Source organism: Variovorax sp. V93, assembly GCF_041154485.1.
Taxonomy (GTDB): domain Bacteria; phylum Pseudomonadota; class Gammaproteobacteria; order Burkholderiales; family Burkholderiaceae_C; genus Variovorax; species Variovorax beijingensis_A.
In genome coordinates this window covers 3,634,937-3,659,326 of sequence record NZ_AP028669.1, presented here as the reverse complement: position 1 = coordinate 3,659,326, position 24,390 = coordinate 3,634,937, and the positions used below count along the sequence as shown (strand labels likewise).

Genomic DNA, 24,390 nt, shown 5'->3' with positions numbered 1-24,390 from the left:
AGAGGTATAGCAATCAATGCATGCATTCATCAGAAAATATGCAGTGGCCGCTATTCGTTGTTTCTACACTCGGCCGGATGTTCACGACCCGTCCTGAAATCGCCGGCACCTTCGGCGTTGCCTCCTCGACCCACTGGCTGGCCTCGCAGACCGCGATGGGCGTGCTCGAGCGCGGCGGCAACGCCTTCGACGCCGCCGTGGCCGCGGGCTTCGTGCTCCAGGTGGTGGAGCCGCACCTCAACGGCCCCGGCGGCGAGGCGCCGATCCTGCTGTGGAACGAACGCGAGCGGCGCATGCACGCCATCCGCGGACAGGGCTGCGCGCCGGCCGAGGCCAGTGCGGCGGCATTCCGCACGCTCGGCTTCGAACAGGTGCCGGGCATCGGCCTCCTGGCGGCCACGGTGCCGGGGGCGTTCCCCGCCTGGCTCACCATGCTGCGCGAGCACGGCACCTGGTCGCTCGCCGGGGTGCTGGCACCGGCGATCGGCTATGCGCGCGATGGCTTTCCGCTGGTGTCGCGCGCCGCCGAGGCCATTCTTGCGGTGCGCGGCCTGTTCCTCGAACACTGGCATTCGTCGGCCGAGGTGTGGCTGCCTGGAGGCAAGCTGCCGCAGCCCGGTTCGCTGTTCCGGCTGCCGGCGCTGGCCGCCACCTACAGCCGCATCGTCGAGACCGCCGAGCGCGAAGGCAGCGGCCGCACCGGCGTGATCGATGCGGCAATCCGCATCTGGCAGCAGGGCTTCGTGGCGCGCGAGATCGACAGCTACTGCCGCGGCACGGCCGTGCGCGACAGCAGCGGCGAGGCGCATGCCGGCCTGCTGCGCTACGAGGACATGGCCGCGTGGCGCGTTGCCACCGAGGCGCCACTCACGGCGCAATTCGGCCGCTACACGGTCGCGAAGTGCGGCTTCTGGAGCCAGGGGCCGGCGTTCCTGCAGCAGATCGGCATGCTGCGCCACGCGGGGCTCGAGCATCACCTGCCCGGCACGGCGGGCTTCGTGCACCGCATCACCGAAGCCGCCAAGCTGGCCTTGGCCGACCGGCTGGCGTGGTATGGCGCGGCGTCCGGCGCGCGCGCCGATGCGCAGCAGGCGCTGCTGTCGGATGCCTACCTGCGCGAACGCTGGGCCATGGTCGATCCAGAGCGCGCGTCCGACGCGCTGCGGCCCGGCGAGCCGCTCGGCCTTGCGCCGCGCCTGCCCGACCTGGACGTGAGTGCGCGGACCCTGCGCACGGCCGACACGCGCTTCGGCGTCGGCGAGCCCACCTTCGCCGCGCTGCCGCCGGTCGCCGAATGGGCGGAGCGCGAGATCTTCGTGGGCGACACCTGCCACATCGACGTGATCGACCGGCACGGCAACATGGTCGCGGCCACGCCTTCGGGCGGATGGCTGTCCTCGAGCCCCGCGATTCCGGCGCTGGGCTTTGCGCTCAACACGCGGCTGCAGATGAGCTGGCTCGACGAGGGGCTGCCCAGCTCGCTCGAGCCGCGCGTCGCACCCTGCACCACGCTGTCGCCGTCGATGGCGCTGCGCGACGGCGAGCCCTACATGGCGTTCGGCACACCCGGCGGCGACCAGCAGGACCAGTGGTCGGTCGGCTTCTTCCTGCGCCATGCGGTGCACGGCCTCAACCTGCAGCAGGCCATCGATGCGCCGGCCTGGCACGTCAAGCACGCCCCCGGCTCCTTCTGGCCGCGCCAGACCACGCTCAACACGCTGACGCTGGAATCGCGCTTCGACCCCGAGACGCTCGAACAGCTGCGCGCAATGGGCCACCAGGTGCAGGTCGGCGATGCCTGGTCCGAAAGCCGCATGTCCGCCTGCAGCCGCGAACATGACGCACAGGGCCGGCTGGTGCTGCGCGCCGGCGCCAACCCGCGCGGCATGCAGGGCTATGCCGTGGGCCGCTGATTCCCGCCGCCCTTGCTTCAATTTCCTCACCTTCGTTCCAAGGACATCACCATGCTCCAACGTGCCTTCCGGGGCCTGCTTCTGCTGGCCCTTTCATGCGCCGCGCAGGCTGCGCTGGCTGCCTATCCCGAGAAGCCGATCACGCTGATCGTCCCCTGGGCCGCCGGCGGCTCGACCGACATCCTGGCGCGCGCCATTGCCGAGCAGCTCGGCAAGTCGATGGGCCAGCCGGTGGTGGTCGACAACCGCGTCGGCGCTTCCGGCAACATCGGCTCCAACTTCGTCGCCAAGGCCAGGCCGGACGGCTACACGCTCCTGATCGGCTCGATGAGCACGCATGCGATGAACCCCGCGCTGATGCCCGGCATGCCCTTCAAGGGCGCGGATGACTTCACGCCCATTGCGCTGGTGGCCAACGTGATCAACACGATGGTGGTCAACCCCTCGGTGCCGGCCAAGGATCTGCGCGAATTCATCGCCTACGCCAAGGCCAACCCCGGCAAGCTGGCGTACGCCTCGGCCGGCGGCGGCTCCACCAACCACCTGAGCGCCGAGATGTTCAAGAAGGCGGCCGGCATCGACATGCTGCACGTGCCCTACAAGGGCGGCGCGCCGGCCGTGCTCGACACGGTGGGCAACCAGACCCAGGTGCTGTTCTCCGCCGGCACGCAGACGCTGCCGCACGTCAAGGCGGGCAAGCTGCGCCTGCTGGCCGTGACGGAGCCCAGGCGCTCCGCGCTGCTGCCCGACACGCCCACCGTCGCCGAGACGCTGCCCGGCTACGAGATGAGCGTGTGGTACGCCGCGTTCGGACCCGCGGGCATGCCCGCCGAGCTGGTCGCGCGGCTCAATGCCGAGATCAACAAGGCGCTGGCGGTGCCCGAAGTGCGCGCCCGCATGGATGCGATCGGCGTCGAGCTGGTGAAGAGCACGCCCGAGCAGCTGGCCGCGGCGCTGCGCAGGGACACCGAGCGCTACGGCAAGGTCATCCGGGACCTCGGGATCAAGCTTGACTGAGGTGCTGTCCGTCGAGGTGTGCGAGCAGCTGTGCGACGCGCTGCCGCGGGCCGCCACGGTCGACGCCGCGCTGGGGCACATCGAGTCGGCGCGCCGCGTGCTGCTTGGCCCGGGGCTTCTCACGGTGAACCTGAACGCGACGGCCCCGGACGATCCGCCCGACGAAGTGCAGCTGCAGCGCCTCTGGTCGTCCGACCCGCAGGCCTATCCGGTGGCCGGCCGCAAGCGCAAGACGCTCACGCGCTGGACGCAGCACCTGCTGCTGCGCGCCGAGGTCTTCGTCGGCGAAGGCGAGGCGGCGCTGGCCGAGGTGTTCGACGACCATGCGCTCATTGCCGCGCTGGGCCTGCGCGCGGTGGTGAACGTGCCGCTGCTGGAAGACGGCCGATGCGCGGCCACCTTCAACGTGCTGGGCACCCGCGCGCGCTGGACGCCGCAGGAGATTGCGCTGGTGCGGCTGCTGGCCCTGCTGGCCACGCCCTGGGTGCTGCGCGCGCGCCGCGATGCCCGGGCATCGCCGCCGGAGCCGGGCTCCCGGCCTCCCTCCACCGTCGCGTAAGTCCTAAGTCCTACGGCCACTCGCCGCGCGCAGACTCGCTCTTGCCGGTCCCATGGCCGGCAAGCACAAGGAGCGGCATGGTTGCACTGGACCGGATCGGCTGTCATCGCTGCGGGCGCGTTCGCCTGCACGCCGATGCCTCATGTCCGGCCTGCGGTGCGGCGCCTGCCGCAAGAGCGGCGGTGGCGGGCGCGAGCGAGCCCTTCGTCGGCCGCCGCGGCGAATTGCAGCTGGCGCACGATGCGCTCGGCGGGGCGCTGGCCGGGCGCGGCCGCGTCGTCATGCTGAGCGGGGAGGCCGGCATCGGCAAGACGCGGCTGGCCCAGGAGGTAGCAACGCTGGCCCTGCGGCGCGGCATGCTGACCCTGTGGGGCCGCTGCCTCGAGGAGCCGGGTGCGCCGCCTTTCCTGCCGTGGACCCGCGCGATGCAGGCCTGCCTGCGGGCCTGCCGCGACGAGCGCCTGCCCGCGCTGCTCGGGCGCGAGGCCGCGGCGGCCGTCGAGATTGCGCCCGAACTCGCCGAGCGGCTGCCCCCCGGCACCGCGGTGCCGGCGATCGGCGAGGGCGACCAGGCACGCTTCCGGCTGTTTGCCGCGGTTGCGCATTTCTGGCGCCAGGTGGCGACCCTGCGCCCGCTGCTGCTGATCCTCGACAACCTGCACTGGGCCGATGCATCGTCGCTGCGGCTGCTGGCCTTCATCGCCCAGGACGTCGGCGAATCCCGCATCCTGCTGCTCGGCTCCTACCGCGAGGCCGGCCTGTCGCGCCAGCATCCGCTGGCGGCCACCCTGGCCGAGCTGCTGAACACGCGGCAGTTCTGCCGCCTGCCGCTGCAGGGCCTGAGCCTCGACGAAACCGAGCGGATGGTGGCCGCGGCCAGCGCCGTGACGCCGCCGCCCGCCGTGATCGCGACCATGCATCGCCGCACCGAGGGCAATCCGCTCTACCTGGTCGAGATGCTGCGTTTCCTGCAGCAGGGCCCCTGCGGGGATGATCCGCACGCCGCCGCGGCGCGGGCCGGGACCGTGCCGAGCGGCATCCGCGCGGTGATCGGCCAGCGGCTCAACCAGCTCTCGGCGCCGTGCTGCGAACTGCTCGCGATCGCTGCGTGCATCGGCCGCGACTTCGACCTGCCGCTCTTGGCCGAGCTGGCCGGGGCCGGCAGCGAGGCCACGCTGCTGGGCAGGCTCGACGAGGCGCTGGCGCAGCGCGTCATCGAGGCCGTGCCGCCCGGGCCGCAGTACCAGTTCAGCCACGTGCTGATCCGCGAGGTGCTCTATGACGAGCTGCCCGCGGCACGCCGCGTCGCGCTGCACGGGCGCATCGCCGAGTCGCTCGAGGCGCGCCATGCCGGGCGGCTCGACGCCGTGCTGGCGCAGCTCGCCTACCACGCGGCCGCGGCCCTGCCCGCGGGCAATGCGGCGCGCGCGCTGGACATCGCGCAGCAGGCCGCCGCGCGGGCCGTGGCGCTGATGGCGCACGAAGAAGCCCTGCGCTGCTACTGCCTCGCGCTGCAGTTGCAGGAGCGCTGGCTGCCGGCCGAGCGCGCGCGGCATGGCGTGCTGCTGCTGGCGCTCGGTGCGGTGCAGACGCACGCCGGCGAGAACGATGCCAGTGCCGCCACCTTCCTGGAAGCGGCCACGCTGGCGCGCGCGCTCGGCGACGCGGACCTGTTCGCGCAGGCGGCGCTCGGCTTCGAGAACAACGGCTGGCGCATCAGCCGCCCGGGCGAGCAGGCGGCGGCACTGCTCGAAGAGGCGTTGGCCTCGTCGGACGGTTTCGACGCCGCGCTGCAGGTCGACCTGCTGGCCGCGCTGTGCCGCGCCTGCATCTTCTGCGGCCGGCAGTCGCAGGCCAACGCGGCGCAACACCAGGCGGTCGCGCTGGCGCGCGGGCTGGCGATGCCGCACCCGCTGTTCAAGGCGCTGGCGGCGATCCTGCCGGCGCGCGCCGATCCCACCCAGCTCGACGAGCGCCTGCGCTGCGCGCGCGAGGCACTCGAAGTGGCCGAGCGTGCCGGCCACATGGAATGGGTCGACGCGCTGACCGGCTGGTACTTCGGCGACCTGGTCGAGAAGGGCGAGCTCGCCGCGGCGCGCCCGCTGGCCCAGGTCCATGCGCGGGTGGCGGACGCGATCCGCCAGCCCTTCATGCAGGCCATGGGGCTCGCCAGCCTCACATTGCTCGCCGCCTACGAGGGCCGCTTCGCAGATGCCGAGCGGCTGGCTGGCCAGACCTTCACGATCGGACAGCGCTTCCTGCCCGGCAACGCGCAGGGCGCCTACAGCCTGCAGATCTTCGTGCTGCGGCGCCACCAGGGCCGCCTCGGCGAGGTGCTGCCGGTGCTGCGCGGCCTGGTCGGCAGCGTGCCGCGCGACAGCCTCTGGCAGCCCGGTCTCGCGCTGATCTGTGCCGAACTCGACCTGCACGAACCGGCCCGAGAGGCCTACGAGGCGCTCGCGGGCGACGGCTTTGCCGGCGTTGCGCGTGACGGCATGTGGCTGACCAATATCGTCTTTGCGGCCGAGGTCTGCGCCCGCCTCGGCGACCGGCCGCGCGCGGCGCTGCTGTACCGGCTGCTCGCACCCTACGCCGGCCGCAACGTGGTGACCGGCACCAACATCGCCTGCTTCGGCGCCGTGGACCGCTACCGCGGCATGCTGGCCGCGCTGGCCGGCGACGACGCGAACGCCGCGGTGCATCTGCAGGCCGCGGTTGCGCTGGACGAGCGCTGCGGCGGCCGTCCCTGGCTCGCGCACAGCCGCCTGGAATGGGCGCGCTGGCTGGCCGCGCGCGGCGATGCGGCAGCCGCAGGCACGCAGCTCGATGCGGCACTCGCGCTCGGCCGCGAACTGGGCATGGCCAGCCTGGCGCGGCGCTGTGAGGCGCTGCAGCGCGAACTCGAGGGCGCCGGCGCGGCGCCGTCGGCATCCCCCGAGGGCCTGAGCCGGCGCGAGCTCGCCGTGCTGCGGCTGCTCTGCGCCGGCTGCAGCAACCAGGCGATCGCCGAGCGCCTGTTCATCAGTCCGCACACGGTGGCGCACCACGTGCGCCACATCCTTGCCAAGACCGAGTGCCGCAGCCGCACCGAGGCCGCGGCCTGGGCGCACCGCCACCGCGTCGCGGCCGAGGGCCGCGAGCCATCCTGATGGCCGGGGCGGCACGGCGCGAAATGGTCAATTCGGGCGATGCGCGGCCGCGCGCCCAAGCCTAACTTCGGGTCTCGGGCTCGGCGCCGCCGGGTCCTCAACCCGAAGGAGTGCGCCCCATGCCTGCAACCCTGTACGAACGACTTGGCGGAGAGGAGCGCATCCAGCGCCTCGTCACCGACGTCGTCGAGAACCACTACGCCAACCCGCTCATCCGTTCGCGCTTTGCGAACAGCAACCGCGCCGAGGTCGAGCGCCATGTGGTCGAGTTCCTCTGCTCCGGCAGCGGTGGCCCGCAGTGCTACACCGGCAAGGACCTGGTGTCGGCCCACAAGGGCATGAACATCAGCGAGCAGGAGCTGGTCGCCGCCATGGACGACATCGTCGCGGCCATGACCAAGAACGGCTACGACCAGGCCGAGAAGAACGAGGTGGTCGCGATCCTCTATTCGTTGAAGGGCGACGTGGTGCGGCTGTAGACGCAGCCGCGGCTCTCGCTCGCGCCCCGGCGGCGCTTCGCCGGTGACACGGAAAGGAAAGGAACCTCACCATGACACGCCAGCCATTTGCCGCCTGGGCGATCGGCGCCGCCCTGATCGCGGCCATCGCCACCAGCTGGGCCCAGTCCGGCGACCACCAGATGATCTCGCCCGCCGACCTCAAATGGGCCGACGTTCCCTCGCTGCCGCCCGGCGCGAAGCTCGCGGTGATCGAAGGCCCGATGAGCGAGGCCGTGCCCTTCACGGTGCGCCTCAAGGTGCCGGCCAACTACCGGGTACCGTCGCACTGGCATCCGGCCGTCGAGCGGGTGACCGTGCTCTCGGGCACCTTCCACATGGGCCTGGGCGACAAGCTCGACATGCAGAAGTCGATGCCGGTGGTGGCGGGCGGCATGATGATCCTGCAGCCCAAGACGCCGCACTTCGCCTGGACCAGCGAAGAAACGGTGGTGCAGCTGCACGGCACCGGGCCCTGGGGCATCACCTACGTCAATCCGGCGGACGACCCGCGGGCGAAATGAACTTCAGGCCGACAGGAGGTCGGCCGGCAGCGGCGGCGGGCGCAGCTCGCCGACCTCGATCACCACGTCGGCCGGCAGTCCGTTGCGCCGTGCCGCCTCGCGGATCGGCTCGATGCCGGGGGCTTCGTACAGGCAGTAGGTCTTCTTCTTGTCGGCGCTGAGGAACGAATACAGCCAGCGCACGCCGACGTCGTCGTTGACGCGGATGATGCCGGCCGCGGCCTCGGGCGAGACCTCGAGTTGATCCGCAAAATTGCGCTCGATCAGGTAGAGAGGCATGGCGGCTCCTTCGTCGTGAGGAAGTGCCATCGTAGTACGGCTGGCCGCAAAAACCTAAGATGTGCCCTTCATGGACACATCCCCCGACAACCCGGCGCGCCCGCGGATCTACCTTGCCGGCCCCGACGTCTTCCGCCCCGACGCCAGGGAGCACTTCGTGCGGCTCGCGGCCGCCTGCGATGCGCTGGGGCTGGCAGCCCTGCTGCCGGCCGACGGCAACGAGGAGCCGGGTGCGCAGGCGCCGGAAATGCAGATCTACCAGGCCAACATGCAGCGCCTTCGCGGCGCCGACGGCGTGGTGGCCAACCTCGCGTGCTTCCGCGGCCTGGAGCCCGATTCGGGCACGGTGTTCGAGGTGGGCGCCGCGGTGGCGCTGCAGATTCCGGTCGTGGCCTACGGCGTGCCCGCGGGCAGCTATGCCGACCGCGCCCGCTCGGCGCTGCAGTGCGCGCCCGATGCGGCCGGGGTGCTGCGCGAGAGCGGCAGCGGCATCGCGGTGGAGGATTTCGGACAGCCGCTGAACCTGATGCTGGCCTGCTCGATCCACATCGCGCCGACGCCGGAAGCGGCGCTGCAGAAGATGGCGCAGCTGCTCGCCGCGCCTGCGCGCTGAGCCGCCCGGGGAAGGGCGCTGCGGCTATTTCGCCGCAGCCTGTTCCACCGGCGCCACCAGGTGCTCGAGCATGCGCCGCGCATTGAGCGGCAGTTCCTGCGACGAGCGCACGCATGCCATCAGCGTGCGCTCGGCCCAGGTGTCGCCGAGCGCGGCGCGCGCGATCTTCATCGAGCGGGCGCAGCGTTCGGCCGCCGTCTGCGGCACGATGCCCACGCCGATGCCGTTCTCCACCATGCGGCACACGGCCTCGAAGTTGCCCACGCGCACGCGATAGGCCAGGTGCCTGCCGAGCGCACGGGCATGCTGCGTGAGCAGCAGCTGCAGCGCGCTGTCGGCGGGCAGGCCGACGAATTCGCTGTCGATCACCTCGGCCAGCATCACGCGCCGCCGGCCGGCCAGCGCATGGCCGCGCGGCATCACCAGCACCAGGTCGTCGCGGCGGAACGGGTGGCATTCGAGGCCCTCGGTGTCGATGGCGTCCGAGACGATGCCGATGTCGCAGCGGCCGCCGCGCAGCGCGTCGACGGTGTCCGGGCTGGGCCGCTCCTCGAGGTCGACCGAGATGCGCGGATGCTGCATGAGAAAGCGGCTCAGCACCTCGGGCAGGTGCTCGGTCAGCGCCGAGGTGCCGCACATGAAGCGCACGTGGCCCTTGAGGCCCTGGCCGTACTCGCCGAGCTCGCCGCGCAGGCGCTCCATCTGCTGCAGCACGACGCGCGCATGGTGCAGCAGCGTACGGCCGGCCTCGGTGGGGCGCACGCCCTGCGCGTGGCGCGTGAGCAGCGGGCTGCCGAGGGCGTCTTCCATGCCGCGCACGCGCTGGCTGGCCGAGGCCAGCGTCATGTGCGAGCGCGCCGCACCGGCCGTGAGGCTGCCGGCCTCGACCACGTGGAGAAAGAGCCGCAGGTCGGTGAGATCGAATCGCATCGCCGCAAGGTAGCACGGGAGCCTCAGCCTGTGCCTGAGGCCGGCTGCGCGAATGCCGCATTTCCAGGCGCCGCCGTGGCCGGCAGACTGCGCCGCAATGACGATCTCGAACGAACTGGCAACAGGCCACTGGGCCGCCGCCGCCGCGGTATTTCTTCTGGCCGGTGTGATCAAGGGCGTGGTCGGGCTCGGGCTGCCGACGGTGTCGATGGCGCTGCTCGCGCTCTGGATGCCGCCGGTGCGCGCGGCGGCGCTGTTGATCGTGCCTTCGCTGGTCACCAACCTCTGGCAGACCGGGCCGCGCGCGAGCTTCTGGCCTGTGCTGCGCCGCATCGGTGGCATGCAGGCGGGCATCGTGGCGGGCACCCTGGGCGGCGCGCTGTGGCTGGGCGTGCCGGCGGGTGAATGGGCCTCGGTGGCGCTGGGCGTGGCGCTGGTGGCCTATGCGCTCTGGGGTCTCACGGGGCGGCAGCTGCAGGTGCCCGCGGCGCACGAGCGCTGGCTCGGGCCGGTGGTGGGCGCAGCCACGGGCCTGGTGACCGCGGTGACTGGCGTGTTCGTGGTGCCGGCCGTGCCCTATCTGCAGGCCCTGGGCTTGCAGCGCGACGCGCTGATCCAGGCGATGGGCATCTCGTTCACCACCTCGACCGTGGTGCTCGCCATCGGGCTCGCGGGCAACGGCGGCTATCCGGTGGCGGCGGTGGGAGGATCGCTCGCGATGCTGGTGCCCGCCCTCGGCGGCATGGCGATCGGCACCTGGCTGCGCAAGCGGCTGCCGGTGTCGGTGTTCAGGCGCTGCTTCCTGGCCGGGCTGGCGCTGCTGGGGCTCTACATGGTGGTTCGCGCGCTGGCGTGAACCCGACGGGCTTTACCTTGCGACCAGGGCCGCGCGAACGCGCTCGATGGCCTGCCGGTAGGGCAGGGTGAAATTGGCCGTGTCGTCGCCGGCTGCGAGCCAGCTGAACGAGAACACCAGGCCGTCCTCCTCGGGGCTGCCCATGGCCACGTGGTCGAAGGTTTCGGGCAGCGGGCCGTCGGCGCGCATCAGGAACAGGTGCCACAGCTGGGGGTGGCGCAGCGTATTGCCTTCGATGCCGGCTTCGCAGTCGCGCTGCAGGGTGCCGAGCGGCAGCAGTTCGCCGACGTGGTCGATGCCCGATTCCTCCAGCAGCTCGCGCCGCACCGCCACCTCGGGCGATTCGCCGGGCTCGATGGTGCCCTTGGGCAGCTGCATGTTGCCGTCGCCGGGGTGGCGGAACACCAGCAGCCGGCCCCTGGCGTCGACCAGGCAGGCGCAGGCCTTCAGGATCGGGCTGGTGCGGCCGCTGCTGCTGTCGTTCATCAGGCGTTCGCGAGGGCGGCCTTGACGGCGGCGCTCACCTGGCCCATGTCGGCCTTGCCTGCGAGGCGGGTCTTGACCGCGCCCATCACCTTGCCCATGTCGCCGGGACCCTTGGCGCCCAGTTCGGCCACGATGGCCTTCACTTCGGCGGCCACCTCATCGGCGCTCATGCGCTGCGGCAGGTAGACCTCGAGCACCTTGATCTCGGCGGCTTCCTTGTCGGCCAGGTCGGTGCGGCCGCCGGTCGTGAACGCGGCGATCGAGTCCTTGCGCTGCTTGACCATCTTGTCGACGATGGCAACGACCATGGCGTCGTCGAGCTCCACGCGCTCGTCGACTTCCTTCTGCTTCATTGCGGCCAGCAGCAGGCGGATGGTGGCCAGGCGCTCCGAGTCCTTGGCGCGCATCGCGGTCTTCATGTCTTCGGTGATCTGTTCTTTGAGTGTCATTCGGCACAACCTTTCGGAAAAAACAAAAGCCGCGGCAGGTTTCCCTGGCGCGGCTGGGGCAACGGGGGCTGGCGGCGACTTTCGTCGGCGGCCGGGCCCGGGTGTTGCTTAGTACAGCTTCTTGGGCAGCTGCATGCTGCGCACGCGCTTGTAGTGGCGCTTGACGGCGGCTGCCTTCTTGCGCTTGCGCTCGGCGGTCGGCTTTTCGTAGAACTCGCGGGCACGCAGGTCGGTCAGCAGGCCGAGCTTTTCGATGGTGCGCTTGAAGCGGCGCAGGGCGACGTCGAAAGGCTCGTTTTCTTTAACGCGGATGGTGGTCATTGATGAATCGTTGAACTGAATTTGGCCTGGGGAGATCGAGGCCCCAAGCCGGGGTTCCTCAACTGAAAAATTTTTGCGGCCGTTGAGGGGAGGCCAAAGTTAGCCCGCGATTATAGCGCGGTTGCGCACGCGTGTGCGCTCGCCCAGGCCCATTGGAAGTTGTATCCGCCCAGCCAACCCGTCACATCGACCACTTCGCCGATGAAATACAGGCCCGGCTGCTTCGATTCCATGGTCTGGGAGGACAGATCGCGGGTGTCGACGCCGCCGGCCGTGACTTCGGCCTTTTTGTAGCCCTCGGTGCCGCTGGGGGTGATCTGCCAGCGGGCAATGCGCTCCGCCAGGGCCGCCAGGGCCTTGTCGGCCGCCTCGTTGACGGGCCGCTGAAGAGCCGGGTCCTGCCCGACCCAGGCGTCCGCCAGCCGGGAGGGCACGAGCGCGGCCAGCTCGTTGGCGATGCGCTTCTTCGAGCGCAGCTTGGCTTCGCCCAAGGCTTCGGCCACGTCCACGCCGGGTGCAAAGTCGAGCGTGAGCGGGCTGCCGGGCTTCCAGTAGCTCGAAATCTGCAGCACCGCCGGGCCCGACAGGCCGCGGTGGGTGAACAGCAGGTCTTCGAGGAAGGCCATCTTTTCCTTCCTGGCGCCGGTCTCGATGCGCACCGGCAGCGCCAGCCCGGCCAGTTCGGCATACGGCGCCCAGGCTTCGCCGCCGAAGGTCAGCGGCACCAGGGCCGGGCGCGGCGCGACGACGCGCAGGCCGAACTGCTCGGCCAGGCGGTAGCCGAAGTCGCTGGCGCCGATCTGCGGAATCGACAGGCCGCCGGTGGCGACCACCAGCCTGGGTGTCTCGATGGGGCCCCGGGTGCTATCGATCCTGTAGCTGCCTGCGCCCGCCGTGCCCTCGCCGGGGGCCGAGAACACGATCTTTCCGAGCTTGCACGGCTGCCAGCGCATGACGCTGCCCGTATCGCACTCCGCCAGCAGCATGTCGATGATCTGCTGCGAGGAGCCGTCGCAGAACAGCTGGCCCTTGTGCTTTTCGTGATACGCAATGCCGTGCTTGTGCACCAGGTCGATGAACTGCTGCGGCGCATAGCGCGACAGCGCCGAGCGGCAGAAATTCGGGTTGTCGCCGATGAAGTGGCGCTGCGGCGCGCGCACGTCGAGGTCGCGGTTGGTGAAATTGGCGCGCCCGCCGCCCGAGATGCGGATTTTTTCCGCGATCTTTTCACTGTGGTCGACCAGCAGCACCTTGAGCCCGCGCTGCCCGGCCAATGCCGCGCAGAACAGGCCCGCGGCACCGGCGCCGACCACGACGGCGTCGAATAAATGAACCGAAGACGAATTGCTCAAGGCGGTCAGGGGCCGTCTGCGGCAAGCAGCGGCGGCGGGTTGTATTTGAGGTGGCCCACGTAGCGCAGCGGCTGCGTGGCGGCAATCGAGGGCACGTCGCCCTCGCGCATGTGCAGCAGGTCGGCCGGGCTGACCCAGCGCGGGTCGGCGTCGGTGATCGGCAGGCCGGCCCGCCGGTAGGCCTCGAGCACGAACTGGGAACAGAAGAACTGGTCGTCGCGGCTCGCGCCCAGCTGCACCATGGCCATGCCGCTGATGCAGTAGTGGCTGACGGCGGAGGGAACGAGCGGCAGCTCGCACAGGCGCCGGTTCAGCACGAATGGCGCATTCAGCAGCACGCCGGTGGTGTTGTAGCGGATGCCCACCTGCGAGTTGGCCCAGGCGCGCAGTTTCTGGGCACCCGAGGCATCGAGCCCGGGCACCCGGAAGGCCACGACCATCTGTTCTTCGTCCACCACGTCGGCCAGCGGCCGCGCGCGCACGCCGCTGCCAACCGCCTCGGCGACCAGGCCATCGCCCAGGTAGAGCACGGCATGGCTCACGGGCGAGAAGGTGCCCAGCCGGATGCCGAAGGAATTGACCGTGGCGATGGAGGTCAGCAGGATGTCGCCGGGCTGCAGCGCGTCGGCGGCAATGAGCTCGCCGCCGTTGCCGGGCGCGATGACCGAGCTCTGCACGCGCAGGCGCAGCCCCGCGTCTTTCGAGGGCAGGTCGACGCGGGTGGCGCAGGCCGACAGCAGCAGCAATGCGGCAGCGCCGAGCGCCGCCACGCGGAGATGGCGCCGCATCATCCCTTCCAGACGAAAGGAAACTTCAACTGCTTGAAGAAGCCGTTCGGCACGTAGTCGCCGAGCACGCCGTACTTCTCGGGCCAGAGCTTGGTGCTCTTCACCGCGGTGCCGAAGAGATAGTCGAGAAAGGCGTAGTGCGCCGAATAGTTCTTGTCGAGCGCCTCCACGTCCTGGCTGTGATGCCAGTGGTGGAAGTTGGGCGTGACGATGACGTAGCGCAGCGGCCCGAGCCGCACGCTCACGTTGCAGTGGTTGAACACCGCCTGGAAGCCCACCACCACGATGTACGCGTCGATCACTTCCTTGGAGAAGCCCAGCACGTAGATGGGCGCCAGCACCAGCGTGCGCGTGATCAGCAGCTCGAGGATGTGCTGGCGCGAGCCGGCCATCCAGTCCATGCTCTTCACGCTGTGGTGCACCGCGTGCAGGCGCCACAGCACCGGCACCTCGTGGTAGGCGCGGTGGGTCCAGTACTGCACGAGGTCGGCCACCAGGATGATCAGCAGCAGCCCGGCCCAGAACGGCAGGTTGCCCACCCAGCCGCGCACGCCGTCGTTGGCGGCCCAGCCGAAGAACTTGTGCACCATCAGGTTGGTGGCCAGCAGGACGAAGCCCACGATCATGTGGTTGACCACGAAATGGTGGAAGTCGGTCTGCCATTCGGCGCGGAACACCGGCTGGTCCTTGCGCAGCGCGAACAGCTTCTCGATGAAGATGAAGATCAGCGAGGAGCCCAGCAGGTCCAGGATGAACCAGTCCAGGCCGATGTAGGGCGTGTTGTCGGCAAAGTCGTTCACCGGCACCTTGTGGCCGCCCAGCAGCGCGGCCGCGGCCACCAGCAGGAAGGCGGCCGAAGAGAGCCAGCGCGAGCGGTTGAAGATGATGTTCACCAGCGCCAGCCCGCCCGACACCACCATGGCCGCCAGCAGGATGAAGCGCATCACGTCGACGTTGTAGCTCTTGCGCAGCTCGGGCGTCGTGAGGTATTGGGGAAAGTGGAAGGCCAGCACGCCAAGGAAGCACAGGATGCCCAGGCTCAGCGCGATGGTTCCCGTGACGAGGCCTCGGCCGCGGCGCAGCTCGCCATGGGTCTGGGTGAATTCGTTGAGTTTGTCGATGTCCAGCATTGCCCGCCTCTCTCTCGCTCGTGTTGTGTCTTGTTGGGCGCGATTTTAGGCGGCTGTAGGAAAACTCTCACGTCGGCCGAACGGCCAGGCATGGCCATGCCATCCGGGCCTCAGCGCGGCCGCACGGCGCGCCGGCGCAGCAGCGCAGCCGTGCCCAGCGCCACGGCCATGACCAGCAGCGACACGACAGTGGTCACCGTCCCCAGCGCATAGATGGAAGGCGTCGTGACGGTCGAGGTCAGGCCCTGCAGCTCGAGCGGCAGCGTGTTGACGTCGCCGATGGCCTGCGAGGTGCGGGCGATCTCGTCCCACGACAGCGTGAAGCCGAACATGCCGATGCCGACGATCGACGGGCCGATCAGCGGAAGCACCACGAAGCGGAAGGCCTGCCACGGCGTGGCGCCGAGGTCGCGCGCGGCTTCCTCGTAGGCCGGGTTGAAGCGGTTGAACACCGCGAACATGATGAGGAGGCCGAAGGGCAGGGTCCAGGTCAGGTGCGCGCCGAGCGCGGAACTGAAGAGGCCGAGCGCGGTGCCGTAGCCTTCGAGCAGCGTGGTGGCATCCATCGCCCCGAGCAGGCTCTTGATGCCGGTGTCGAGCAGCCGGAACTGCAGGCCGATGCCGAGCGAAATGATGATCGACGGCATGATCAGGCTCGCCACCGTGACGAAGAACAGGGCGTTGCTGCCCGCGAGCTTCTTGCGGAACGCGAGCCCGGCCAGCACCGACAGCACCACGGTGAAGCCCATGACCACCGCGCCCAGCGCCAGCGAGCGCCGGAAGGCCGCGCCGATGTCGACGGTGCCCAGGCCCTCGGCCAGCTTGTGGAACCAATGCAGCGAGACGCCGCGCAGCGGGAAGGTCAAGCCGCCTTCGGGGCCCTGGAAGCTCAGGATGAAGATCGTGATCATCGGGCCGTAGAGGAACAGCACGAAGAGGGCGAACACGATCGCAAGCGGCCAGAAGCCGGGTCGGCGTTCCATCTCAGAGCTCCTTGCGGATATCGACCAGCCGGGTGAGGCCCCAGATGATCATCAGCACCACCGCCAGCAGGATCATGGCGTTGGCCGCCGCCAGCGGAAACTGCAGGTACGAGGTCTGCACCTGGATGATCTTGCCGATCGATGCGATCTGCTGCCCGCCCATCACGCCGATGGTGACGAAGTCGCCCATCACGATCGTGATGACGAAGATCGAGCCGATCAAAATGCCGGTGCGCGACAGCGGCACCACCACGTTCCAGAGCGTCTGCCAGCCCGAGGCGCCCGCGTCGCTGGCCGCTTCGAGCAGCGAGCGGTCGATGCGCATCATGCTGTTGAAGATCGGCACGATCATGAACATCGTGTAGAGATGCACGAAGGCGAGCACCACCGAGAAATTGGAGAACAGCAGCCACTCGACCGGCTGGTTGACGACGCCCAGGCCCATCAGCGCCTGGTTCACCAGCCCGTTGCGGCCCAGGAGCGGCACCCACGAGATCATGCGGATCACATTGGAGGTCCAGAAGGGCACCGTGCACAGCACGAACAGCGCCGTCTGCATGCCCGGCGAGCGCACGTGGAATGCAAGAAAGTAGGCCACCGAAAAACCGACCAGCAGCGTGATGCCCCACACCAGCAGGCAGAACTTGAAGGTGCTCAGGTAGGTGTTGAGCGTGACGCACAGGTCGCCGTTGTCGGTGAGCTGCGCACAGCCCTCGAACAGGCTCAGGTAGTTGCGCAGCGTCACCGCCGGGATCAGCTCGTACTCGTTGAAGTTCCACAGGCTGACCATGGCGATCAGCGCCAGCGGGATCAGGAAGAACAACAGGAACACCAGCGCGAATGGCGCCGCCTGCCACCACGCCTTCAAGGCGTGGGTGGACGGGCTGGGCGCGTGTGCGCTGGCGGTGGGGGCGTTCACGGGATCAGGCTGCGACGAACTCGTTCCACTTTCTGACCATATATTCGTTCTCGTCCATCACCGCGTTCCAGCAGGCGATGCCGCCCATGCGCTGCTCGTAGCTGCCGCCGTCGCGCACCGCGCCGGCCTTGGCGAGCAGGTCGCCGTTCGGGCTCTTGATGTCCTGCGCGGCGGGCTTGCCTTCCATCCAATAGGCCCATTCGTAGGCTTCCATCTTGGCCTTGGCGGTGTCGAGCACGGCGCTGTAGTAGCCCTGGCGGTTCAGGTAGGCGCCGGCCCAGCCGTCGAGGAACCAGTTGATGAATTCATAGGCGCCGTCGAGCTTCTTGCCCGAGAGCGTGGCCGGCAGGCCGAAGCCGGCGGCCCAGGCGCGATAGCCCTCCTTGAGCGGCTGGAAGTTGCAGGCGATGCCCTTGGTGCGCACGGCGGTGACGGCCGGCGACCACATCGACTGGATCACCACTTCGCCCGAAGCCATCAGGTTGACCGACTCGTTGAAGTCCTTCCACAGCGCGCGGAACTGGCCGGCCTTCTTGGCTTCGATCAGGGTCTTGATCGTGAGGTCGATCTCGGCCTTGGTCATGTTGCCCTTGTCCTTGTACTTGTGGATGCCCTTGGCTTCCACCACCATCGCCGCGTCCATGATGCCGATCGACGGAATGTTCAGGATCGCGGCCTTGCCCTTGAACTCGGGGTTCAGGAGCTCGGCCCAGGAACCGATCGGGCGCTTGATGAGGTCGGGACGGATGCCCAGCGTGTCGGCGTTGTAGACCGTGGGAATGAGCGACATGAACTGTGTCGGCGCAGTCGCGAACTTCTTGCTCTTCTCGCCTTCGAGATAGATCACCTTCTTGGGCGCGGTGCCCTGGTCGCCCACGGCCTTGCCGGCGACTTCGCCCTTGGTGAAGAGCGTGGTGATCTTGTCGGCGTTCTTGATCTTCCGGGTGTCGATGCCCTTCAGGTTGCCGGTGGGCACGATCTTCTTGAGCGAGAAGAACTCGGTGTCGATCAGGTCGAAGCTGTTGGGCGCGGTGACGGCGCGCTTGGTCACGTCGTCGGTGGTCACGGCCACGTACTGGATCTCGATGCCGGTGTCGGCCTTGAACTTCTCGGCGATGGCCTTGTCCTGGTTCACCGCCGTGCCCAGGTAGCGCAGCACGATCTTTTCCTGTGCATGCACGAAGGGTGCGATGCCCGTGGCCAGGATGCCGGCGGTGCCTTGCAGCAGGGTGCGGCGCTGGAGGCCGGCGGACGAGTCGATGGGGTCGGTCATGGAAGAGTCTCCGTGGAAGAAAAAGGCAGGGGAGGGAAAGTGGGAAAAAGCGAATGGAAATGCAGGCAATGCCAGAACGGCCGCGCGCTCACAGCGGCATGCTCGCGAGCGCGGCCAGGTCGTCGCGTGCGGGGCGGCTGCCGCTCGCGGCCGGCGCCGGCGCGCGCTCGGCAGGCGGCTTGGCACCGGGGCCGAGCACGCGCACATCGGCCTCGGCCCAGGACAGGTGCACCGCATCGCCCGGCGCATGGGGGCTTGCAAGAAAGGCGGCCTCGCCCAGCAGCACCGAGACGCTGCCGCGGCCGGGCGCGGCGTCCTGCAGCGCGAGGCCGAGCAGCACGTAGGTGCCCTGGTACTCGACGTCGGTGACCGTGGCGGCCAGGCCGCCCTCCGCGTCGCCGCGGGCGATCCGCATGTGGTCGTTGCGCACGGCGATCGGGCCAGCAGGCGTGTCGAACACGTTGTGGCCGCCCATGAAGCGCGCCACGAATTCGCTCGCGGGATGGTTGTAGACCTGGTGCGGCGAGCCGGCCTGCTCGATCACGCCGTGGTTCATGACCACCATGGTGTCGGCCAGCGCCATCGCTTCTTCCTGCGAGTGGGTGACATGCACGAAGGTCAGCCCCAGTTCCTTCTGCCAGCGCCGCAGCTCGGCGCGCATCTGGATGCGCAGGAACGGATCGAGTGCCGACAGCGGTTCGTCGAGCAGCAGCACGCGCGGCTCGGTGATGAGCGCACGCGCGAGCGCCACGCGCTGCTGCTGGCCGCCGGAGAGTTCGCCGGGCTTGCGTTCGGCCAGGTGGCCCATCGCCACGCGCTCGAGCAGCTCGCGTGCGCGCTGCTGGCGCTCGGCTTTGCCGACGCCCTTCATCTTGAGGCTGAAGGCCACGTTGTCGAGCGCCGAAAGGTGCGGGAACAGCGCGAAGCTCTGGAACATCATCGCGGTGCCGCGCGCGGCCGCGGGCAGGTTGGTGATGTTGCGGTTGTCCAGCAGGATGTCGCCGCTCGTGACCGATTCGTGGCCCGCGATCATGCGCAGCGTGGTGCTCTTGCCGCAGCCCGAGGGGCCCAGCAGGCAGCAGTAGCTGCCGCTCGCGATGCGCAGGTCGATCCGGTCGACGGCGGCGGGCGTGCCCGCGGCGTAGCGCTTGCTGAGCGCGACGACCTCGACGGCGGCGGGCGGAGGCGCGATGGCGGCGGTCATCGCTGGGCCCCGGGCGCGGGAAATGATCGGAAGGCGAGCATGCTGGCGTTAAGCACGCTCCATGCCACGTTGGCGGCTCGAGGGGCCCATGGCCTCGAGCGGGGATGCCCGGCGGCCCTCGCCCCGAAACCCCGGAAACCTAGGTGCCGAAGCGGTTCGCGTCCGCCGGCAGCGCCGCTGCGGCCAGTCCGCGCAGCACGTCGCCCACCACGATCACTGCAGGGCTCGCGATGCCGGCTTCGGTGATGCCGGCCTGCAGCTTGTCGAGCGTGGTCGCGACCTGGCGCTGGTTCGGAAGGCTCGCATGCTGCACCACGGCCACGGGCGTGTCGCCCGGCAGGCCGTGCAGCAGTTCGCGTTCGATGTGGCCGGCGCCCGCCACGCCCATGTAGATCACGAGCGTGAGCCGCGCGCTGTGCGCGGTGGCGGCCAGGGCGCGCCAGTCGGTCGGGTCTTCGGCCGCGCCGGCACCGGTCTTGGCATGGCCGGTGACGAACACCACGCCCTGCGCATGGTCGCGGTGCGTGAGCGGCACGCCGAGCGAGGTGACGGCCGCGAGGCCGGCGGTGATGCCGTTGACCACCGTGCATTCGATGCCGGCTTCGCGCAGGTGCTCGACCTCTTCGCCGCCGCGGCCGAAGATGAAGGGATCGCCGCCCTTGAGCCGGACCACGGTCTCGCCTTCGCGCACCGCGGTGATCATGAGCCGCTCGATGAAGGCCTGCGGCGTGCTCTTGCAGCCGCCGCGCTTGCCCACGTGCACGATGCGCGCATCGGGCCGCGCATACGAGGCCAGGATGCTGTCGCTCACGAGGTCGTCCACCAGCAGCACGGTCGCGGCCCGGATCGCCTTGACGGCCTTGAGGGTCAGCAGTTCGGGATCGCCGGGGCCGGCGCCCACCAGCGTGCAGCTGCCGGCGGTGGATGAAGAAGCGGCGTTGTTCATGCGTGGGATGCCAGTTGCGTGATGTGCCTCACCTGGGTGGCGATGGCCTCCGGCACGGGAAGCTCGCCATTCAATACGCGCCGCGTGTACGCGGCCGTGGTCGCGACGTCGATCTCCTTCGGCAGGCCCGGCACTTCGCTGGCCGTGCCGCTTTCCTGGGCCTGCAGCTCGCTGCGCACGCCGCGCACGAAGCCGTCGATCTGCGCGGTGCGGCGCGGGTCGGACACCACTTCGCCCTCGAGGCCGCGCGAGAGCAGGGCGGTCATGCCCATGAGCTCGAAGGTTTCGCCCATGGTGCGCGCGTATTCCGGATGGGTGTAGCTTGCCACGATCACGCAGGGGCCGGTGGTCGGCTGCATCAGCTTGACCACGCTGTGGCCAGGGTTGCGCAGGCCCACCACGCGGCGCACGTCGAGCAGCCGCTTGAGGGCGGGGTTGAGCAGTTCGGTCGGCGCAAAACCCACCTCGCCGCAGGGGATCTTGCGGATGGCCGGCAGCGCGGGCACGCCCAGCGCCTCCAGCACGTTCGACGCCAGCACGCGCGAGGTTTCGGTGGCGCTGCCATGCACCAGCACCGGCAGGCCTTCGCGGGCCAGCAGCAGTGCCAGCAGCGGCGTGAGCACCGGCAGCCGGCGCGCGCCGTTGTAGCTCGGCAGCACGACGAGCGGGCGGTCGGCGGCGGGCAGGTGGTTGAGCCGCGCATGCGTGGCATCGAGGAAACCTGCCATCTCCTCGGGCGTTTCGCCCTTGATGCGCATGGCCAGGCAGAAGCCGCCGATCTCCAGGTCGGTGACGGTGCCGTCCAGCACCTGGCCGAACAGGTCCGTGGCCTGCTCGCGCGTCAGCGGCTTGGCGCCGCGCGCGCCGCGGCCGATTTCCTTGATGTATTGGCTGATTCCCATGGGTGCGCCGATTGTCCCGCAATGCTTATGCCGGAATGCAAGTCGGCTTATGCACCCTCGGCCACGGTTTCGGCGGGCGTTGCGCGCACCATGCGCTTGAGCTCGGGCAGGCAGGAGCCGCAGTTGGTGCCGCATTTGAGCGCGCCCTGCAGTGCGGCCAGGCGCTCGTCGGGTGTGCCGGTGCAGCGGCCCAGCTCGGCCTGGATCGCCAGGTCGGTCACGTTGAAGCACGTGCAGACCGGATGTCCCCGCGACTGCACCGCCACCGGCGCGCGCGCGCCCGGCGACAGCAGCAGCCGGCCATAGGTCTGCGCCGGGATTTCCTCGCGCAGCAGGGTGCCGATCCATGCTTCGGCGCTGGTGTCGCCGCCCAGCAGGAAGGCTTCGAGGCCGGCGTTGCCGTCGGCGCGCCGCACCAGCCGCGCCACGCGGCGCTGGCCGCGCCGGCGGTCGGCGTAGCGCAGGGCATCGCTGCCGCGCAGGCCGAGCAGGCCTTCGATGCGGTCGATGGTTTCATCGGCCGGCGCATCGTGCGCGGCGGCGCGGAACAGGATGCCGCTGCGCTCCTCGCCCGGCGTGTTGCCCGAGAACGGCACGCAGGTGGCAAACGGAAACATCGCCATCATCGGCTTGAGCGCCTGGTGCGCGGCCAGCGCGGCGTCGGGCGGCAGCCAGGCCATGGCCAGCAGCGACCACGGCAGCTCGGCCTTGAGGATCTTGACCGGCGTGTGCTTGAGCTCGGGCTGCTTCGAGGTGGGGCAGAAGGCCGAGGTGGTCAGCGCATTGATGCCCGCCAGCGGCGTGCCGGTCGAAGAGCAGCCGCTCAGGTATTCCTCGCCCCAGTGCATGGCGACGAAGGCCTGGCTCAGGCCGATCTCGGCACTGGCCTGTGCGGGCAGCAGGATCGAGCCGCGCTTGGAGGTCAGGTGCACGAGGTCACCGTCCTTCAGCTGGCGGCGCGCCATGTCCTGCGCGTTCATCTGCACCACCGGCTCGGCCACGTGGCCGAACAGCCGGCCGACCGTGCCGGTGCGGCTCATGCCGTGCCACTGGTCGCGCAGGCGGCCCGTGTTGAGCGAGAACGGATAGCGCGCCTCGCGCGCCTCGGCCACCGGCTTGTAGACCGTGTCGACGAAGCGTGCGCGGCCGTCCGGCGTGGGGAAGATGCCGTCCTCGTAGAGGCGTGCGCGGCCGCTGGCCTCGCCTTCCTTCAGCGGCCATTGCTGCGGACCTGCGCTGTCGAGCATCGCGTAGCTCATGCCGGTGATGTCGAGGTCGCGGCCGCGCGTGGATTCGCGGTGCTCGTTCCACACCCGTTCGGCGGAGTCGTAGGGAAACAGCGTGTCGGCGCGGCCGAGCCGCTGTTCGAGCCGGCGCGCGAAGTTGACCGCAATCGACCAGTCGTGGCGCGCTTCGCCGGGCGCCGCCACCGCGGGGCGCACACGCGAGATGCGGCGCTCGCTGTTGGTCACGGTGCCTTCCTTCTCGCCCCAGGTGGTGGCGGGCAGCAGCAGGTCGGCGAAGGCGCAGGTGGCGGTGGTCGAAAAGGCTTCCTGCACCACCACGAATTCGGCGCGCTCGAGGGCGCGGCGCACCGTGGCCTGGTCGGGCATCGACTGGGCGGGGTTGGTGCAGGCGATCCACAGCGCGCGGATCTCGCCGTCGGCCGCGGCCTGGAACATCTCGACCGCGGTCTTGCCGGGCTTTTCGGGCACCGAGGGCACGTTCCACAGCGCCGCCACCTCGGCCCGATGCGCCGGATTGGCCAGGTCGCGGTGCGCGCTCAGCAGGTTGGCCAGGCCACCCACTTCGCGCCCGCCCATCGCATTGGGCTGGCCGGTGAGCGAGAACGGGCCGGCGCCGGGCTTGCCGATCTGGCCGGTCGCAAGGTGCAGGTTGATCAGCGCCGCGTTCTTCGCGGTGCCGCTCGACGACTGGTTGAGGCCCTGGCAATAGAGGCTCAGCGTGGCCGGCGATGTGGCGAACAGGCGCGCCGCGGCGAGCAGGTCGTCCTTCGAGATGCCGCAGATCTGCGCCACCTTGTCGGGCGTGCATTCGCGCACCGTGGTCTTCAATGCATCGAAGCCGCTGGTGTGGGCCGCGATGTAGCTGTTGTCGGTCCAGCCTTCCCACAGCATCAGGTGCAGCATGCCGTTGAACAGCATGACGTCGGTGCCGGGCTGGATGGGCAGGAACAGGTCGGCAATTTCCACCGTGTCGGTGCGGCGCGGATCGGCCACGATGATCTTCAGCCCGGGGTTCGCTGCCTTCGCATCCTCGATGCGGCGGAACAGGATCGGATGCGCCCACGCGGCATTGCTGCCGACGATGAAAAGGCAGCTCGCATGCTTCAGGTCGTCGTAGCAGGCCGGCGGCGCGTCGGCGCCCAGCGTCTGCTTGTAGCCGGCCACCGCGCTGCTCATGCACAGGCGCGAGTTGGTGTCGATGTTGTTGGTGCCGATCAGGCCCTTGGTGAGCTTGTTGAAGACGTAGTAGTCCTCGGTGAGCAACTGGCCCGAGACGTAGAAGCCCACGGCGTCGGGGCCGTGGTCGCGGATGATCTGTTCGAACTTGTCGACTGCCATGTCGAGCGCGGTGTCCCACGCGATGGGCGCCGGCTCGGCGCCGCGCTCGGCGCGCAGCATCGGCTGCAGCAGCCGTGTCTGGCGCGTGACCGTGGCCGTCGCCGTGAGATGCAGTGTCGAGCCCTTGGTGCAGAGGCGCCCGAAATTGGCCGGATGGTCCGGGTCGCCGCGCACGCCGGTGATCTGCGTGCCATCGGATTCGATGATCACACCGCAGCCCACGCCGCAGTAAGGGCAGGTGGAGCGAGTTTCTTCCATGGGTGGTGCCTTGGTTTCGCGCCTAGCTGCTGTGCGGCGCCTGCACGTCGAAGGTCTCGTCGCCCAGCTTGCCGGCCGTGGCGGCGCCGGGGCCGGCACGCGGCGGTGCCAGGTCGAGCGCATGCGTCTTCAGTTCGAGCACGTTCATCATGACCTGGCCATCTTCGACCTTCACAGCGAACCTCGGCGTGCACCCTTCGTCGGGCGACTTGGCGCAGCCGTCGTCCAGTCCGATGGCCCAGTTGTGCAGCGGGCAGGCCACGCTGGTGCCGAACACGATGCCCTGGCTCAAGGGGCCGCCCTTGTGCGGGCAGCGGTCGAGCAGCGCGAACACCTGGTTCTCGGCGTTGCGGAACACGGCGACGTCCACCCCCACGGGCCGCGCCACGCGGCGGGCGCCGAGCACGGGGATGTCGTCGATGCGGCAGATGGCTTTCCATTCGCTCATGGTGGGGCT

At 69.6% G+C, this 24,390-nt stretch carries 24 protein-coding genes; 8 read left to right on the top strand and 16 right to left on the bottom strand.

Features of this window, described 5'->3' with window-relative positions; translation table 11 throughout:
- Positions 1–77: 77 nt before the first annotated feature.
- The 6 genes from ACAM54_RS17340 to ACAM54_RS17315 all read left to right on the top strand — a co-directional run bounded on the left by ACAM54_RS17340 (position 78) and on the right by ACAM54_RS17315 (position 7,659).
- A complete protein-coding gene (locus ACAM54_RS17340) occupies positions 78–1,913 on the top strand; it encodes a gamma-glutamyltransferase family protein (RefSeq protein ID WP_369648376.1) in 1,836 nt (611 codons plus the stop codon).
- 51 nt (positions 1,914–1,964) lie between these two features.
- Positions 1,965–2,930 carry a Bug family tripartite tricarboxylate transporter substrate binding protein gene (locus ACAM54_RS17335; protein ID WP_369648375.1) on the top strand — a complete coding sequence of 322 codons (966 nt, stop codon included), beginning with the start codon at positions 1,965–1,967 and terminating at the stop codon, positions 2,928–2,930.
- 1 nt (position 2,931) lies between these two features.
- A complete protein-coding gene (locus tag ACAM54_RS17330) occupies positions 2,932–3,489 on the top strand; it encodes a GAF domain-containing protein (protein WP_369650994.1) in 558 nt (185 codons plus the stop codon).
- Between the two features lie 77 nt (positions 3,490–3,566).
- The gene (locus ACAM54_RS17325) at positions 3,567–6,638 is read left to right on the top strand and encodes a helix-turn-helix transcriptional regulator (RefSeq protein ID WP_369648374.1); all 3,072 of its coding nucleotides are present in this window, start codon (positions 3,567–3,569) and stop codon (positions 6,636–6,638) included.
- Between the two features lie 119 nt (positions 6,639–6,757).
- Entirely contained in the window at positions 6,758–7,117 is a 360-nt protein-coding gene (locus ACAM54_RS17320) for a group 1 truncated hemoglobin (RefSeq protein ID WP_145746242.1), read from the top strand.
- A gap of 71 nt (positions 7,118–7,188) precedes the next feature.
- Positions 7,189–7,659 (top strand): cupin domain-containing protein, encoded by a 471-nt coding sequence (locus ACAM54_RS17315; protein ID WP_145746243.1) that lies wholly within the window; start codon positions 7,189–7,191, stop codon positions 7,657–7,659.
- 3 nt (positions 7,660–7,662) lie between these two features.
- Here the strand turns inward: ACAM54_RS17315 and ACAM54_RS17310 are convergent, their stop codons facing one another.
- Positions 7,663–7,938, bottom strand: coding sequence for a DUF4242 domain-containing protein (locus tag ACAM54_RS17310; RefSeq protein ID WP_369648373.1), 276 nt, complete (start codon positions 7,936–7,938; stop codon positions 7,663–7,665).
- A gap of 70 nt (positions 7,939–8,008) precedes the next feature.
- Between ACAM54_RS17310 and ACAM54_RS17305 the strand changes: the two genes are divergently transcribed.
- Positions 8,009–8,551, top strand: a complete 543-nt coding sequence (locus ACAM54_RS17305) for a nucleoside 2-deoxyribosyltransferase (RefSeq protein ID WP_369648372.1) — start codon at positions 8,009–8,011, stop codon at positions 8,549–8,551.
- Positions 8,552–8,575: 24 nt separating this feature from the next.
- On the opposite strand, the gene ACAM54_RS17300 is transcribed toward ACAM54_RS17305, so the two are convergent.
- Positions 8,576–9,481 (bottom strand): LysR family transcriptional regulator, encoded by a 906-nt coding sequence (locus tag ACAM54_RS17300; RefSeq protein ID WP_369648371.1) that lies wholly within the window; start codon positions 9,479–9,481, stop codon positions 8,576–8,578.
- Between the two features lie 97 nt (positions 9,482–9,578).
- On the opposite strand from ACAM54_RS17300, the gene ACAM54_RS17295 reads away from it, so the two are divergent.
- The gene (locus ACAM54_RS17295) at positions 9,579–10,337 is read left to right on the top strand and encodes a sulfite exporter TauE/SafE family protein (protein WP_369648370.1); all 759 of its coding nucleotides are present in this window, start codon (positions 9,579–9,581) and stop codon (positions 10,335–10,337) included.
- A gap of 12 nt (positions 10,338–10,349) precedes the next feature.
- Here ACAM54_RS17295 and ACAM54_RS17290 read toward each other — a convergent pair whose 3' ends face one another.
- From ACAM54_RS17290 to nirD, 14 genes are all read right to left on the bottom strand, one after another.
- Positions 10,350–10,823 carry an NUDIX domain-containing protein gene (locus ACAM54_RS17290; RefSeq protein WP_369648369.1) on the bottom strand — a complete coding sequence of 158 codons (474 nt, stop codon included), beginning with the start codon at positions 10,821–10,823 and terminating at the stop codon, positions 10,350–10,352.
- Complete coding sequence (locus ACAM54_RS17285; protein WP_145746249.1) at positions 10,823–11,272, bottom strand: GatB/YqeY domain-containing protein; 450 nt, start codon at positions 11,270–11,272, stop codon at positions 10,823–10,825. The genes ACAM54_RS17290 and ACAM54_RS17285 overlap by 1 nt, the downstream gene beginning before the upstream one ends.
- 108 nt (positions 11,273–11,380) lie before the next feature.
- Complete coding sequence (gene rpsU, locus ACAM54_RS17280; protein WP_007833691.1) at positions 11,381–11,593, bottom strand: 30S ribosomal protein S21; 213 nt, start codon at positions 11,591–11,593, stop codon at positions 11,381–11,383.
- Between the two features lie 110 nt (positions 11,594–11,703).
- On the bottom strand, positions 11,704–12,945 hold the full coding sequence (locus ACAM54_RS17275; protein ID WP_369648368.1) for an NAD(P)/FAD-dependent oxidoreductase: 1,242 nt from the start codon (positions 12,943–12,945) through the stop codon (positions 11,704–11,706).
- A 5-nt stretch (positions 12,946–12,950) separates the two neighbouring features.
- Positions 12,951–13,736, bottom strand: coding sequence for a YaeF family permuted papain-like enzyme (locus tag ACAM54_RS17270; protein ID WP_369648367.1), 786 nt, complete (start codon positions 13,734–13,736; stop codon positions 12,951–12,953).
- Complete coding sequence (locus ACAM54_RS17265; RefSeq protein WP_145746252.1) at positions 13,733–14,863, bottom strand: sterol desaturase family protein; 1,131 nt, start codon at positions 14,861–14,863, stop codon at positions 13,733–13,735. Before ACAM54_RS17265 ends, ACAM54_RS17270 begins: the two co-directional genes overlap by 4 nt.
- Before the next feature lie 110 nt (positions 14,864–14,973).
- Positions 14,974–15,846: an ABC transporter permease gene (locus ACAM54_RS17260; protein ID WP_369648366.1), complete on the bottom strand. Its 873-nt coding sequence runs from the start codon at positions 15,844–15,846 to the stop codon at positions 14,974–14,976.
- Position 15,847: 1 nt separating this feature from the next.
- Positions 15,848–16,765, bottom strand: coding sequence for an ABC transporter permease (locus ACAM54_RS17255; protein WP_369648365.1), 918 nt, complete (start codon positions 16,763–16,765; stop codon positions 15,848–15,850).
- Between the two features lie 4 nt (positions 16,766–16,769).
- Complete coding sequence (locus ACAM54_RS17250) at positions 16,770–18,038, bottom strand: PotD/PotF family extracellular solute-binding protein (protein WP_145746255.1); 1,269 nt, start codon at positions 18,036–18,038, stop codon at positions 16,770–16,772.
- Positions 18,039–18,126: 88 nt separating this feature from the next.
- A complete protein-coding gene (locus tag ACAM54_RS17245) occupies positions 18,127–19,242 on the bottom strand; it encodes an ABC transporter ATP-binding protein (protein ID WP_369648364.1) in 1,116 nt (371 codons plus the stop codon).
- A gap of 139 nt (positions 19,243–19,381) precedes the next feature.
- Positions 19,382–20,188 (bottom strand): uroporphyrinogen-III C-methyltransferase, encoded by an 807-nt coding sequence (gene cobA, locus ACAM54_RS17240; protein ID WP_369648363.1) that lies wholly within the window; start codon positions 20,186–20,188, stop codon positions 19,382–19,384.
- Complete coding sequence (gene ybiB / locus ACAM54_RS17235; protein ID WP_369648362.1) at positions 20,185–21,090, bottom strand: DNA-binding protein YbiB; 906 nt, start codon at positions 21,088–21,090, stop codon at positions 20,185–20,187. Before ybiB ends, cobA begins: the two co-directional genes overlap by 4 nt.
- Before the next feature lie 47 nt (positions 21,091–21,137).
- Complete coding sequence (locus ACAM54_RS17230; RefSeq protein ID WP_369648361.1) at positions 21,138–23,933, bottom strand: molybdopterin-dependent oxidoreductase; 2,796 nt, start codon at positions 23,931–23,933, stop codon at positions 21,138–21,140.
- A 22-nt stretch (positions 23,934–23,955) separates the two neighbouring features.
- On the bottom strand, positions 23,956–24,381 hold the full coding sequence (gene nirD, locus ACAM54_RS17225; RefSeq protein WP_369648360.1) for a nitrite reductase small subunit NirD: 426 nt from the start codon (positions 24,379–24,381) through the stop codon (positions 23,956–23,958).
- Positions 24,382–24,390: the final 9 nt, after the last annotated feature.